Origin of the sequence: Mycoplasmopsis agalactiae 14628 (assembly GCF_000266865.1) — a bacterium.
In the GTDB taxonomy this organism is placed as follows: domain Bacteria; phylum Bacillota_I; class Bacilli_A; order Mycoplasmatales; family Metamycoplasmataceae; genus Mycoplasmopsis; species Mycoplasmopsis agalactiae_A.
Genome location: NZ_AJPR01000011.1, coordinates 359,655 through 375,235, shown reverse-complemented (window position 1 = coordinate 375,235; position 15,581 = coordinate 359,655). Strand labels below are relative to the sequence as shown.

Below are 15,581 nucleotides of genomic sequence, written 5' to 3'. Positions count from 1 at the left end.
AAGTAAATTCTATGTATATGTGATATTGCCATCACTATTTTCAACTTTGTAGCCTAAATTAATTAATTGATCTCTTAATTCAGTTGCACTTTCTGGAACCTTAATGCTTTTAGTTGACTTAAGCTTTTCATTATATTCAAAAAACTTAGATAAATTTCATATAGCTTTTGAATCTAATTTCTTAGAATCACTTATTCTAATTGAATCAGTTGTATCGCCATTACTAAACATAATTTTTGGCTTAGAGTACTGATCCATAGCATCAGTGGCAAAGTGTTCAAAACTAGCATGAGTTAGTTCATCTGAAGAAATTTCAAATGAAGAATTATTATTAAATAAAGTTAGTCTCCTGATTTTTCTAGGTGTATTACTTGGATTAACTACGTCATTAAATACTAAGTTTCTTAGTGATTTAATGCCTTCAATTCTAGAAAAATCAATGCCCATTGGATAGCTATTATTGCCTTCATTATGATCAGGATTTAGCCCTGGGCCTAATCCTGCTTGGAAAAATGGTTCATTGTTTCTAGCAAAATACACCATTCTTAGTCCATCATTAATTCTGTCAAATGATTTATCTTTAAAGTCTTCTTTGTCAAAAGCAATTGTGTCAAAAGTAATTCTTGTTGGTATTGCTACATTAGGCAAAAAGTCTCTGCTTACATTGTAATCAACTGTGTTAATTCACTCAGTTTTTCTTAATGCTAAAGGGTTAAATGATCATTTATGAAGCAATGAATTACCTAATGTATAAAGTGATAATTCCTTAATGTGTTTGTTTTCAAGTGCAATTAAACTGCTTGTGTTTGTAGCTTCAGCTGAGAAGAATAATTCAAGCTGTGGGATATTATCTGGCAAGGCTAAAAGAATCTGTTTAAATGCTTGACTTGGATCGCTAGAGCCCATGTTTTTAATTCTGTATGAAGTAACTTGTACTTTGTCATTTTTAAGCTTATTTATAAGCTCTAAAGTCTTACCATAGCCTGAAGAATTAGCTGCATCTATTTCTACAACCAGTCCTTCATTAAGTGCACCAGCACTAGTATCAGTTTTTTCTCTAGTAAGCTTTGTTAATTTAATTCCATCAGCACTGCTTACGTTGTATTTCTTGTATTCTTCTTTTTCTGTAACATCTTCTTTGCTTCAGCCTTCATATGAGCCTTCTCACACACTATCAGGTGATCTACCATATGGCGAATCATAGCCAAAGACTCTTCTTTCACGGTTGTCTCTTGAAACTCTTGATGTAACTGTATTAAATTGATCATCAGGTGCAAAACCATGTGAGCTAATTGTGCCATCTTCATTAATAATAGCTGATCTAGGTGAAATTGCTAGTCCTTGACTTAAGAATGCTTCAGCATCTTTAGCTAAAGTAGTGAATTTAGTTTTATCTAAATGATTAATAAGTCAAATGTTTCTTTGAATTTCTGAATCAAACTTCTTTGAAGGGTATTCTCGCTTGCCTTTTTCAGTTAAAAAGTTTACTACGTTTGCACTATTAAGCAGTCTTTCATAACGATGAACATTGTCTCTATAAACCCCAATATTTTGTCTAACAACTGCTTCAGCAGAAGCTAGGTCACTACTGCTATTAAAAATATTTTCAAGAGTTTTGAAAAATGTACCTGCAAATAATCCTGTGCCATCTTTTCCATCAAGTGCACTGCTTACAGTCTTTTCTCTTAATTCATTAGTTACTTTGACATTAAGCACTCTGCTTACAGTTATATTTTGGTAAGGATTTATGTTATTTATGTGCCTTTCTTTATCGTAGTCAGAAACAGGCCTATCTAGAGCTACTTCAATAGTTGCATTAACTTTAACACCGTGAATATAAATCTCTTTTGTAATTACATTTGGCTTAGTAATTGATGGCTCAGATCTTTCAGGAGTTATGGTTGTTCTATTTATTTCAGGAGCAGAACTAATTTCACTAGTTGTTTCGGGAGCTTTTGGCACAACTGTTTCAGTTGGCTTAATAACTTTGGGATTAGTATTTTCAATTACATTATTATCTTTAATTGAATCAGTTGACTTGCTTATGTTATTTTTATTATTTGCTACTTGAGCATCTGTTGAATTATTAAAAAGTATTCTTGATAAATTTGAATCAGAGCTAGATGAATAAACAACTACACCAGTTGATGTAGAAATAACTGCACCTGCAGCAAGTGAAAAAATAATTACTCTATTTCTCTTTTTCTTAAATACATTCATAAACTAGCTCCATTTAAAAACATAGCAAAATAAAAAAATTAAAAATCAAGCACATCATATATGCCTGATTAGTTTAACAATAGCCAGGGGCATATATATATATATATATATAGCACCAGCTAAAAATCAAAAATAAAAAAGTAAATTGATTGGAAATCATTCCACATTTTTGTTTCATATGCCAAATTAGCCACAAAAATTACTGTTTTATAAGATCATAAAATTGTTCTTCATTTATGACTTTTGTGCCTGTTTTATAGGCTTTTTCTAACTTACTGCCTGCATCCGAACCAGCTAATAAATAGCTAGTTTTGCTTGATATTGCACTGGAAACGGTTCCACTGTGCTCTTCTATTAATTTCACAAAGTGGCTTCTTGGCTCAGATAAGACTCCAGTTATAACAAAAGAGTAACCACTTAAAATAGTGCTAATAGCTTTTGTTTTGCCTTCATAATTAAAGGTTGTATCAAAAAAAGTTAATAAGTCTTGGTTTGAAGGGACCGAAATAAACTCAAGTAAGCTCTCAATTATTTTCGGTCCAATATTTTTAGTATTTTGTAGCTTTATTAAATTATGATCGTCTAGTAACTCTGCAAAATTAGCATAATTATCAGCAATTAATTTAGCAGCTCTTTGACCTATATGCTTAATGCCTAAAGCAAATATAACTTTGCTAATTTTTTTATTTTTTGCACTCTCAATACTATTTAAAATATTGTCAACCTTTAAGTCTCTATATCTTGGGAGTTTAATTAGCTCTGCTCTATACTTATGTAAGTCAAAAATATCTTTAATATTTTTTATAAATTTAGGATAGAAATCTTTAACAGTACTTAGCCCTAAGCCTACAATATTAAGACAGTTTCTAGAAGCAAAATGATAAATATTATTAATATTTTTATCAGGACACTCATCATTAGGACAAAACTGATCAACAATGCCTTCAAATTCCATTAATTGTGAGCCACAAGAAGGACAGTTTGTGGCTTTTTTATAGTAATCTACGTAATTTTTTTCTTCTTTTAGGCTTATAACTTTAGGTATGATTTCACCTGCTTTTATAATATTAACTTCATCATTAATATTAATGTTCATATCCTTAATAAAATTATGATTATGCAAAGTGGCAGCTTTGACTGTGGTTTGATTTAATAACACAGGCAAAATGTTTGCGATATAAGTAATTTTTCCAGTTCTACCAACTGAAGTTAATATGCCAGTTATTTTGCTTGAAGCTACTTCAACATCATATTTAAAAGCAATTGAATGTTTTGGAAACTTGGAAGTTTTGCCCAATTTATCCCACATTTGTAAATCATTAAGCTTAATGACTAATCCATCTGCGTCATAGTCTAATTTGTTTTTTATTTCAGCAAAATCACTAATAGATTCTTCTAATTCTTCAATCTCAACTACTTTTGAAAAAGGATTAGTTGGGAAATTTAAATTTTTCATAAACTCAAGCGCTTCATGTTGATAATAAATGCCATGCTTCTCAGGTTCAACTATTTCATATAAAAATGCACTAAGATTTCTTTCAGCAACAATATTAGCATCTAGTTGTCTCAAAGTTCCACTAGCAGCATTTCTAGCATTAGCAAAATTATTACTTTCATTTATTTTTTTAAAGTTATCTTTAGTAATAAAAACTTCACCCCTTACTTCTAGATCATTAAAGTAATTAATAAGCTTAGGAATTGACTTAATTTGGTAAATATTTTCAGTAACATCTTCGCCTTCAGAGCCATCGCCTCTTGTAGCTGCTTTGACCAATTTTCCTTGTTTATAGTGCAAGGCGATACTTAGACCATCAATTTTAGGTTCAATATTAAAATTTATGTTTTCAGTAGGAACAATTTTTGAAATGTTGTTTATAAAGCTATTGATATCATCATAGTTATAGGCTTTAGCTAAAGATAGCATAGGTTTTTGGTGCACAAATTTAGTAAATTTTTCAGAAGCAAAAGAGCCGATTCTAAAAGTTGGGCTATTATCAAGAATTAAATCAGGATGTTCTTTTTCTAACTTTTCTAATTCTAATAAAGCTTTATCATACTCTAAGTCGGAAACACTAGGTTTATTTAATTGATAATATTCATAATTTCATTGATTTATTCTTTCAACTAGTGACTTAATTAACTCTTTTGCTTCTTCTTTTTGCATCATTTCCCCCAAAATAAATTTGTTTTTTAAAGTATTCTATATGTCTTTAAATATTGTATTTAATTAATAGATTTTGAATTATAAATATATAATTTTAATATCTTTGCTTATTAATAATTTAACAAAAAGGGGGACTTATGAGTAATTTTAATTTAATACTTTCAAGAGAAAAATTTAATCATCAACAATATGCTCCTGTTAAAGGAATTGTTAAAGCTAAATTGAATGAATATTATGCTGAAAAGAAAAATAGTAGAAAAATTAACCTTGCAACAGTGGGGGCTTATGTATGTATTCCACTATTTATTATTGCGGCCATTCTACTGCTTTCATCAGTTGCAATATCTTTTGTAGTTATTTTTAAAACTGGCAATAGTTGGCTACTAAATCCTGACCATTTTCGCCCTTTACTAGCTTCACTTTATAGCTTATCTTTTGTATTTTTAGTTGCTTGATGTATTCTTTATCCAATAGTATTTAATGCTAGAGCGTTTTTAAAAAAGGATATTGTGGCAAGTGTTAATAACAGAGAATTAACCGACCATTTACTTGATTATATTGGACTAAAACCAAGATACCAAAATGACGAAAATGGCAATAAAATAGTTAATTTTGGAAATATTAGTTTCTTTAAAAACACATCTAATTTTAAGAACTTAAGCAAGTTTAATATCATCAACAATAAATATGAAATGTATGAAGCTATTTCAAATAAGCAACTTATTAGGATGCAAAATATTGAATTTAGAAGTGAAGAGTGAATTAAGCTCAATGATTTAAGCAACAGAGAAATAAAGAAATTAAAGAGCGCTAAATCACTTATTTATAAAGATAAAATCCAAAAAATAGAAAACAAACTTTACTTTGGTATTGCAGCTAAATTACTAAATTTAAACAAAAATGTTAGTGTGACACTTTTTGATGAACTAAGTAACTACACTCCTGAAGGCTTTAAAAAAGTTGAAGTAAAAGATGAATTTTCAATGCTAAACATTAATTCAGAAGAGCCTTCATTAATGCAAAAATGAGCAAGTGATACAAACAATTTATCATACCTTAATGACTTAAAAAATGAATTTGACAGTATTGCGATAAATAGCTCTATAAGCCTTAAAAACAGCCGTAAAGATAAATCTTTTGACAAAGATTTAGCAATCTTAATTAAAAACCAAGAAGCTTTTATTTGGTTCAAAACTCCTGCTCAACTGTTAGATTTATACTTCAAAACACCTACATTAAATAAAGAAATGGTAACTGAATTAATTGTTAATAAAATTTTAGATGAATTTTACTTAGTTTACCTTTCATTAATGTTTTTAGCTCCTTTTGGCTATGACAATGTAGTTTCTATAAATGAAAATGAAGCAAAAGAAGAATTATCAAACTAAATAGCCTAGTGCTATTTTTTTATTAAACACACAAGCAAAGCCAGCTAAAAGTCTATAATATAAGTAATACACAATAGTTTATAATTTGTTGTACTTTTAATACATTAAAATAGGTTAATTAGGAGCGAAATGGCTAAATTTAAAAGAGTTTTCATGATAGTTACTGATGGTTTAGGCATTGGACCAGATAAAGATCAAAAAAAATTCGGTGATGCAGGAGCAAATACATTATATTCAGCATCACTTAGTTCAATGTTTTTCATTGACACATGAAAAAAATTAGGTATTGGTAATGTTGCACAATTAGAAGGAAATTACCACATTAAAAGTCCACTTGCTTATGTATCAAGAATTCAAGAAGTTTCAAATGCTAAAGATACATTAGCAGGTCACTGAGAAATGATGGGAATTAAAACCGAAGTGCCTTTCCCTACATTTACCGAAACAGGCTTTCCAGCAGACTTAATCGCTGAATTGGAAAAAGCTTTTGATAACAGAAAAATAATTTGCAATAAAGCTGGTTCAGGTACTGAAATCATTGATCAATATGCTGAAGAACAAAAGCAAAATGGTAGCATAATTGTTTATACATCAAACGATTCAGTACTTCAAATTGCTGCTCATGAAGAGTGAATTGGTTTAGAAAACTTATACAAATATGGTAAGGCAGCTAGAGAAATTTGTTCATCTAAACCTGAGTGAAACGTTGGTAGAATTATAGTTCGTCCTTTTGTTGGCGAAAATGGAAAATATACTAGAACATTTAACAGACATGACTATGCAAATGCGCCTGAACCAATGATCTTAAATAAATTGCAAGAAGCAGGAATTGAAGTTGTTGCTATAGGTAAAATAAACGATATTTTTGTTGGCCAAGGAATTTCTAGAGCAATTCACTCTAGTGGTGATGCTGATGGCATGGATAAAGCTATTGAGCTTGCTCAATTAGATGAAGAAAATAAATTTATTTTTGTAAACCTAGTGCAATTTGACTCACACTATGGCCACCGTAGAGATGTTGATGGATTTGCATCAAATGTAGCTACACTAGATTCAAAACTTGGCAAACTAATACAAGTGATGAAAAAAGATGACTTGTTAATTATGACAAGTGACCACGGCAATGATCCTGCTTATCCAGGCTTTAACCACACACGTGAAATGCTACCTTTAACTATTTATTCAAAAATGTTTAAAGAGCCAAGAGTTTTAAATGATGTTACTGGTTTAGGTACTACTGGAAACATTGTAGCTCGTAATTTTGGAGTTGAAACTGTTTCATTAACAGGTGAAGATATTTTTGATAAATTAGTTTAATAGACAAAATAAAGCAAAGGTAATTTTATGTAAAATTCTTTTGCTTTTTTTATAATTATTTATACATTAGTTTTAAAGCAGGTGTTTTTGATGAATTTTACTAAAGAGATTAAGCTTGAAATATTAAATAAAAAAAGAAATAATGATGATGCAAGTGAATTTTTAAGAGGTTATATATATTCAAAATGCATTATTGAAGATGACATTATCAAGCTTAGAATTTATGATAATTTGACCAAAAGCACTGTTTTAAAGAGCTTAAATAAAATTGGCATACAATACCAAAATAAAAATTCGGTTGTTTTAATAAACAAAAATGATTTTTCGTTAGTTGAAGAATTTAGCTATCCTTCATCATTTTTTCAAGGTGTTTTTGTTGGCAATGGCTCAATTAGCAACCTTAATAACTCTTCATACCACTTGCAAATTGCCTCAAATTACGAGCAATTCATTGATGTTATAATCAATAAACTAAATGAATATGACTTTAATTTTGTCAAAATTAAACACAATAAAAAATTTATAGCTTACATTAAAAAACATGAGAAAATAAGTGATTTTTTAAAAGCTATTTCGGTCACTACTTCATTTTTTAATTTTATGGATAATACTATAAGTAGAGACTTTTTTAATAACACTAATAGATTAAGAAACATTGATGCTTCAAATATAAATAAAATAGTAAATGCAAATATCAAATACATTAAAAATATCAACTTAATGTATGAGCTAAAGCTTGAAAATAACTTTAGCAATGAGCAGCTAAAACTTTTTAATCTTATTAAAGAAAATCCGAATGAAAGTTTGTCTTCTATAGCTTATTTATACTCCTTAAAGGAAAATAAGGAGATCACAAAAAGCGGTATATATCACTGGTTAAAAAAATTAGAAAATCTAGTTGTACAAAAATAAAGAAAGTGGTCAAATTTAGAAAATTTTTGTTTATGAATAAATACTGTTGTTTATTACTTTTTTTAAAAAAGTAAACTAAAAAATCGCCTTGCGGCGATTTTAGATTTTTTTATTGCTATTAAGCGGCTACAGCTTCTTTTCTAACTTTTTCAGCAGCTGGTTGAGTTGCATTTGCTAAAGCAGCAGGTGCTAATACACGAATTTTATCCTTTGTATAAGGAATTAAAGCCATAAAACGTGCTCTTTTAATAGCATTAGCAACTTTTCTTTGGTGTCTAGCGCATGTTCCTGTTGAAACATGAGGTTTGATTTGGCCAATACCTGAAATAAATTTTGTTATAAATTCAACATTTTTGTAGTCAACATATTCAATGTTTGTTTCACACAATTCACACTTACGTCTTAAGTTTCTGCCTTTTTTAACTTTTTTAAAATTAGCCATTGTTATTCTCCTATTAATTTAGTCTTCAATAATTGATTCAGCAGTTGGGATATCTTTATCCAAAGTTACATGTGCACTATCTAATTTAGAATTTTCAGCAATATTTTTATTGCTTTTTGAAAGCACAGTAATTTCTTGAACATTTACATAGGTTAGTTTTACTGGCATTCCTGCTTTATTTTTAAATCTGTAAAGACTTAAGTAGCCTTCTAAAGATACTAATGTTCCTTTAGAAACGTTTTTAGCAATAAAGTCAGCAATATTTTCTTTTGCAATAATGTCAATAAACTCAGCATCATTATTTGGATTATTAGGCTTTTTTACAGCTATTGAAGTCTTAATTGAACTAGCTCCATTTTGCATTTTACCTAACTTAATATAGCTAGCTATTCTGCCAACTAATAAAACCTTATTCATTATTTATCTCCAACTTTTGAAATGAATTTAAAAATAGTTAGTTACTTTTCTTAACTTCTTTTTTAAAACTATGCTTTGCTTTGTGTGACATTGTTTTTTCTAAGTTTTCAATTAATTGTTTAACGCCTGTACCTTTGTTAGCAACTTTAGCGTCTTTAGCAATTCTGTGTTTAAATGCTTTTTTAGATCTTTGAAAACCTTTTTCAGAATCTAAATTTATAACCATTTGTCTTCAAATGAATTTAGCAATATTTGCTCTACGAGTAAATTCAGCAATTAATTCACTTTTAGCTTCAAGTGTATAAACTACATATTGAGCTTTTGATGATTTGTTAATTGGGTAAGCTAAAGTAGAATTTTCTAATTTAACTACTTTATTTATGTTTTTTTTGTCAAAAACTGATTCAACAATTTCATTAGCCATCGCCATGTCAATTGCTGGATCAATAATTAACATAATTTCATACTTATTCATTAATAAAAATCTCCTTTTGGACGTCTGGATCATAACCTATGATCAAGGAGTATTTGAAAAATAACTTAAGAAAAAGTTATTTAGTCTATATAAAATACTCATTGTTAATTATATAAGAAAAATATTTTTACATAAGCATATTTATTTTATTGTTAAATTGACCAAAAAGGCTGTTTTATAGCTTTAAAAGGCAATTAATACCAGCCAAAATAAAATTAATTTTGATATCACCTTCTTAAACCTATGGAAAAAATTTTTTCCACATTTGATTTATTAATATATTAATAAATAAGAAATATGATATTAAATTTTTAATTTTATATGAAATTTTAAAGTATATACTTTCCATAATTATGAGTTATAAATTGGTAATTGTTGAATCCCCAAATAAAGTGGAGACTATAAAAAAATATCTTGGAGAAAATTATAATGTAATGGCTTCAGTCGGCCATATTGCAAGATTAAGCAAAAAAGGATCAATGGGCTTAGGCATCGACATGAATAAATGAGAGCCTGAGTTCGAGATTGATCCAGCTAAAAAAGAAGTTGTTAAGCAACTAAAAGCTGCTGTAAAAGATGCTGATTTTGTTTATATAGCAACTGACCCTGATCGTGAAGGCGAAGCTATTGGTGATCATTTAGTTAAGTATTTAAAGTGTAAAGAAGGCAAATTTGCCAGAATTAAATACAATGAAATAACTAAGGATGCTATTTTATATTCAGTTGAAAATCCAACTAAATTAGACCAAAATTTAATTGATGCTCAAAAAACAAGAAGAATGCTAGATAGAATAATTGGTTTTAGATTAAGCCAATTAATGCAAAGAAAATTATCTAATTCTCCAGCTACTCCTTCAGCTGGTAGAGTACAGTCAATTGCACTTAAATTGGTAGTTGACAGAGAAAAAGAAATTGAAAATTTTGTGCCTAGAGGCTATTATTCAGTTGAAGCTTTGATTTCTGATCAACTAGCAGCATCAATTTATATGCCTAAGCATAGCGCTGCTGAAAAAACATGAGTATTTCCTGAAGAGTTAGAGACTGTTAAAAAGAGTATTGATATTCTGCCAAGTAATATTTTAGTAGTTAAAGATATAAAAGAATCTAAGAAAACATTGCCAGCACTTACCCCTTTTAAACAAGCAGCTTTATATAAAAAGAGTCCATTTAGCTCATCTATTACTCAAGCTTCATTACAAAGACTTTATGAAGGTTTTGGTGATGGTGGTTTAATTAGTTACCCACGTACTGACAGTACTAGATTAAGCCATACTTTTGTTAATGCAACTAAAAACTATATTTCAATTAAGTATGGTGACGAATATGTTTTAGATAAGGTCAAAGGTTTTAAAGGTGACCAAGACGCCCATGAAGCTATTAGGCCTACTGATATAACACTATTACCTGATGAAGCTAAAAATAAGTATGATTTGAATAATTATGATTATCAAATATATAAATTAATTTATGAACATACACTTATGTGTTTAATAACTCCACCACTTAGAGCTAATAAGACATATAAGTTTGCTAAAGATAAATTAGAATTTCGACTAAATGTAAGTTGAGTACTTTTTGATGGATATTATATAGTTAAAGGTGAAATGAATGAAAATGTCGATCCTGACTATAAAATAGGGCAATTGGTCAATGTTAGAGAATTTGTAATTGAAGGAAAAGAAACTAAACCACCTGCAAGGTATTCTGAAGGTTCATTAATTGAAAAACTAGATGATATAAAAGTTGGCCGTCCTTCAACATTTGCTACAACTGTCAAAATTATTCTAAATAGAGAATATGTAAGGTCTGAAAATTCTGCATTAGTACCTACTGATTTTGGTAAATTAATTTTAGAGAAATTAATTCAAGGCTTTCCAGATATTATTAATGAAGGCTATACAGCTGAAGTTGAAAATCAATTAGACCTTATTGCGACTAATAAAATAGCTGTTGCTCCTGTAATGGAAGACTTTTATAATAAATTTAAAAACAACTATGAAAGCGCTTCTCAAAACTTAGATCATACATCAATGAGCTTGCAAAAGGTTGATGAATCTTGTCCTAATGATAATGGTAATTTAGTTATCAGAAGAAATAAAAGGGGGGATAAATTCATCGCTTGCGATAATTTTCCTAAGTGTAACTTTACAAAAAGTTATGGTGATGGAAGCAATAAAAAGAAATTTTTTAGAAAGAAAACTAAATAATATAAAGCAAATCAATTTTCCTTGCTTGCCTGTTTTATAGGTTTATAGGGCTTCTAAATTTTTATAATAAAACTCACAGATAAGGCCTGTGAGTTTTTGAATAACCTTTTAATTAGCTTAAAAATTAATAAGGCGAAAAGTAAAACTTATTTTGTTGCATCAATGAAAATTTTCATTGCCTTGTTATCAGATGCGTTTAAGAAAGTGTCATATGCGCTCATCATATCAGATAAGTTAAATCTGTGAGTAATTAACCCTTGCACAGGTAATTTTCCTGTTGAAACTGCATTAATTAACATTGGAAGTGTGTTTGTGTTTACTAATCCGGTTGTAACTGTAATGTTTTTAATTCATAAATCTTGCACGTTGAAGTCAACTTTTTTGCCATGAACCCCAACTACTGAAATGTTTCCGCCAGCTTTAACAATTTTTTGGCATGTATCTCATGATGCAGGTACACCAACTGCCTCAATAGCTACGTCAACACCATCAGATCCTACAATTTCTTGTAATTTAGCTAATAATGATTCATCAGGAACTAATGTGTGAGTTGCGCCTAATTTTTTAGCCATTTCTAAACGATTTTTATCAAAATCAATCACAATTAAGTGAGCTGGTGAATATAACTGAGCTGTTAATAATGCACCCATACCAACTGGGCCGGCTCCAACAATCGCTACTGATTTACCTGGAGTAACAGCGCCATATTGCACACCAATTTCATGGCCTGTTGGAAGTGCATCAGATAACATAACAGCCACTTCATCAGAAATTGATTCAGGATATTTATATAAACTATTATCAGCAAATGGAACCCTTACATATTCAGCCTGTGTTCCATTAATCATATAACCGAATTTTCAACCACCTTCAGTTTCTCTACAGTGTGAATATAATTGTTTTCTACAATTGTCACATTTACCACAAGGTGTAACACAACCAATTAAAACTTTGTCTCCTACTTTAACATTTGAAACGCTTGAACCTACTTCTTCAACAATTCCAATGCCTTCATGTCCTAAAATTCTACCATCAGCAACTTCAGGATTTTTACCTTTATATATACCTAAGTCTGTACCACAAATAGTTGTTTTAGTCACTTTCACTATTGCATCTGTTGGCTTTTGAATAATTGGCCTATCAACAGTTTCTAAGGCAATCTTGTGATCGCCATGATAAACTAAAGCTTTCATTTTCATAATTAAATAACCTCTAAAATAATTGTTTGTAATTATGATACATTTTTTGCGCCATATTTGCCATTGAATAGCCACTTTTGGTCATTTTAGTGGAAAATTGCATAAAACTTTTCTACTTCAAAAGCAAAGCGTAATATAGCGGTAATTTAAATTAAATATTAATATTAAAAATATGTTTAAAGCTTTAATATAAATAGTAATTCTTTATATTAGTATAAAATTACTATTATTATGAGTATGAATCTATTTAAGTCTACTGAAATGAGAATTGCTGAAAGAGTGCTTAAAAAAATTAATCAATTTGAGCCTCTTATTTCTAAATTAAGTGATGAAGAATTAAAAAACAAAACAATACAATACAGAGCTAGGTTAGCTGAAGGCGAATCGTTAGAAAAAATTAGACCTGAAGCTTTTGCAGTCTGCAGGGAAGCTACTAAAAGAGTTTTAGGCAAAAGACCTTATGATGTGCAAATGCTTGGTGGAGTTTTACTAGATTTAGGTTCAATTGCCGAGATGAAAACTGGTGAAGGTAAAACAATTACATCAATAGCGCCAGTTTATTTAAATGCACTTAGCGGTAAAGGCGCTATTGTTTCAACAGTTAATGAATACTTAGCACAACGTGATGCCGAAGAAATGGGGCAAGTTTTTGCATTCTTGGGACTTAGTGTTGGCATTAATCGGGCACAAATGGATCCTAGTTTAAAAAGGGAAGCTTATGCTTGTGACATTACATACTCAATTCACTCTGAGCTAGGTTTTGACTACTTAAGAGATAATATGGCTTCTAGCATTGAGGAAAAAGTGCAAAGGGGCTTACACTTTTGTTTAACTGACGAAGCTGATTCGATTTTGATTGATGAAGCTAAGACTCCTTTAATTATTTCAGGTGGCCAATCTGAAGATTCAAATGTTTATTTAGCTTCTGATCAATTTGTCAGAACACTTGACGAAAATGACTATGAAATAGATGAAGAAACTAAAGCTATCTCTCTTACTTTTAATGGAGTGCAAAAAGCTAATAGATTCTTCAACTTTGATAATTTATATGACATTAAAAACTCGGAAATAGTGCATAGAATTCAAAATGCACTTAGAGCTCATAAAGTTATGAAAATTAATGTTGAATACATTGTTAGAGATGGCAAAATTGAATTAGTTGATGCTTTTACTGGCCGGATTATGGAAGGAAGATCATATAGTGAAGGCTTGCAACAAGCTATTCAAGCTAAAGAAATGGTTGAAATTGAGCCCGAGACTAAAACAATGGCTACTATAACTTATCAAAATTTTTTCCGTATGTTTGATAAGCTTTGCGGTATGACTGGTACAGCTAAAACTGAGGAGCAAGAATTTATCGACATTTACAACATGAGAGTAAATGTTGTTCCGACTAATAAGCCTGTAATTAGGCAAGATTTAAAAGATTCTATTTATGCTACATACCAAGCTAAATGAATGGCTGTTGTTGATAAAGTTAAAGAGTTATATGAAAATGGCCAACCTGTTTTAGTTGGTACTGCTCAAATTGAGGATTCTGAATTATTGCATGAATTATTAGTTAATGCTGAAATTCCTCATACAGTGCTTAATGCTAAGCAAAATGCTTCTGAAGCTGAAATTATTTCACATGCTGGTCAAGTTAAAGCTGTTACTATTGCTACTAATATGGCTGGTAGAGGAACTGACATTAAGCCTAGTGCTGAAGCACTTGCTTTAGGTGGGCTATATGTACTTGGCACTGATAAAGCTGAAAGTAGAAGAATTGACAACCAGCTTCGTGGTCGTTCTGGACGTCAAGGTGATCCAGGTGTATCTAAGTTTTATCTTTCAATTGATGATCAACTTATGCGTAGATTTTCTAACTACGAAGAATTTAAAGAACAATTTAAAAAAGATGGCGACAAAGAGGTAACTACAAAATCTCTTTTATATGGTTTTCAAGAAGCTCAGAAAAAAATTGAGGGCTTTAACTATGACACGCGTAAAAACGTATTGCACTATGATGATGTTATTCGTCAACAAAGAGATTTATTTTATGCACAAAGAGACTTAATTTTAATTAATGACGACGTTGAGTTTGTTATCAACAGAATGATTAAAAGTACGGCTAACATGATTACTAATATGCCTAAATTTAAAGACAAGGGTAATATTTTTAAGTACCATGACTTTATTGAGTATATTAATGAAACAATATTAGGCAAGGGTATCAGAACTAAACTTTTATATGAAGATATAAAAGACTTGCACGACAATGATTTATTACAGTATGTCAGCGACTTTTTAATTGCTAGCTATCATAAATGAAGAGATAAAGCACTAGATAACACTGACTTAGCTTATGTAAGATGATATGAAAAAAGCATTGTACTTAGAATAATTGATAAATATTGACAAAATCATATTGACACAATGGATAAACTTAGATCTCACACTAATTTAGTGCAATATGCGCAAAAAAATCCTTACCAAGTGTATACGCAAGAAGGAAGCAAAAAGTTTGATGAAATGTTAAGTAACATTGCATATGACACAATGACTGAGATCTTTAAAGACCGCCTTGGTTCTGAGAGCTTAATAACAAGCGAAATGGAAAATGATCCTATTTTTAGACAGCTAATTGATAATCTAATTTTAGATGAAATGTCTGATGATGAAAGAGAAGAGTTCATTGTCAACATGTACAAAAATGTTAAGTCACAAATTGCACAAAATATAAGTGATAATCAAGAAGCAAATAATGAGTAAATTTATGGCCAAATTTAATGTTTATCCTTATATTTTAGGCCTAAAATGAAATAATGAAATATAATTTAATTGCATACATATAAGGAGAC

General features: G+C 29.9%; 11 protein-coding genes. 5 read left to right on the top strand and 6 right to left on the bottom strand.

Annotated features, from left to right (window positions below; genetic code table 4):
- Nucleotides 1-9: 9 nt before the first annotated feature.
- Together MAGB_RS03675 and ligA are read right to left on the bottom strand one after the other, a co-directional pair.
- A complete protein-coding gene (locus tag MAGB_RS03675; RefSeq protein ID WP_004024439.1) occupies nucleotides 10-2,220 on the bottom strand; it encodes a putative immunoglobulin-blocking virulence protein in 2,211 nt (736 codons plus the stop codon).
- A 199-nt stretch (nucleotides 2,221-2,419) separates the two neighbouring features.
- Entirely contained in the window at nucleotides 2,420-4,384 is a 1,965-nt protein-coding gene (ligA, locus tag MAGB_RS03670) for an NAD-dependent DNA ligase LigA (protein WP_004024438.1), read from the bottom strand.
- Nucleotides 4,385-4,521: 137 nt separating this feature from the next.
- Here ligA and MAGB_RS03665 point away from each other — a divergent pair, with 137 nt between their 5' ends.
- From MAGB_RS03665 to whiA, 3 genes are all read left to right on the top strand, one after another.
- Entirely contained in the window at nucleotides 4,522-5,772 is a 1,251-nt protein-coding gene (locus tag MAGB_RS03665; RefSeq protein WP_004024437.1) for an MAG2810 family protein, read from the top strand.
- Nucleotides 5,773-5,901: 129 nt separating this feature from the next.
- Entirely contained in the window at nucleotides 5,902-7,089 is a 1,188-nt protein-coding gene (locus MAGB_RS03660) for a phosphopentomutase (RefSeq protein ID WP_004024436.1), read from the top strand.
- A 90-nt stretch (nucleotides 7,090-7,179) separates the two neighbouring features.
- Nucleotides 7,180-8,001, top strand: coding sequence for a DNA-binding protein WhiA (whiA, locus tag MAGB_RS03655; RefSeq protein WP_004024435.1), 822 nt, complete (start codon nucleotides 7,180-7,182; stop codon nucleotides 7,999-8,001).
- Between the two features lie 118 nt (nucleotides 8,002-8,119).
- Here the strand turns inward: whiA and rpsR are convergent, their stop codons facing one another.
- From rpsR to rpsF, 3 genes are read right to left on the bottom strand one after another with little or no spacing between them, the layout of a single operon-like run.
- On the bottom strand, nucleotides 8,120-8,443 hold the full coding sequence (gene rpsR, locus MAGB_RS03650) for a 30S ribosomal protein S18 (RefSeq protein ID WP_004024434.1): 324 nt from the start codon (nucleotides 8,441-8,443) through the stop codon (nucleotides 8,120-8,122).
- 18 nt (nucleotides 8,444-8,461) lie between these two features.
- Complete coding sequence (locus tag MAGB_RS03645) at nucleotides 8,462-8,860, bottom strand: single-stranded DNA-binding protein (RefSeq protein ID WP_004024433.1); 399 nt, start codon at nucleotides 8,858-8,860, stop codon at nucleotides 8,462-8,464.
- A 37-nt stretch (nucleotides 8,861-8,897) separates the two neighbouring features.
- Entirely contained in the window at nucleotides 8,898-9,335 is a 438-nt protein-coding gene (gene rpsF, locus MAGB_RS03640; RefSeq protein WP_004024432.1) for a 30S ribosomal protein S6, read from the bottom strand.
- Nucleotides 9,336-9,688: 353 nt separating this feature from the next.
- On the opposite strand from rpsF, the gene topA reads away from it, so the two are divergent.
- Nucleotides 9,689-11,542, top strand: coding sequence for a type I DNA topoisomerase (topA, locus tag MAGB_RS03635; RefSeq protein ID WP_004024431.1), 1,854 nt, complete (start codon nucleotides 9,689-9,691; stop codon nucleotides 11,540-11,542).
- Between the two features lie 146 nt (nucleotides 11,543-11,688).
- Here topA and MAGB_RS03630 read toward each other — a convergent pair whose 3' ends face one another.
- Nucleotides 11,689-12,741, bottom strand: a complete 1,053-nt coding sequence (locus MAGB_RS03630; protein ID WP_268869545.1) for a zinc-dependent alcohol dehydrogenase family protein — start codon at nucleotides 12,739-12,741, stop codon at nucleotides 11,689-11,691.
- A gap of 237 nt (nucleotides 12,742-12,978) precedes the next feature.
- On the opposite strand from MAGB_RS03630, the gene secA reads away from it, so the two are divergent.
- A complete protein-coding gene (secA, locus tag MAGB_RS03625; protein WP_004024429.1) occupies nucleotides 12,979-15,492 on the top strand; it encodes a preprotein translocase subunit SecA in 2,514 nt (837 codons plus the stop codon).
- Nucleotides 15,493-15,581 lie beyond the last annotated feature (89 nt).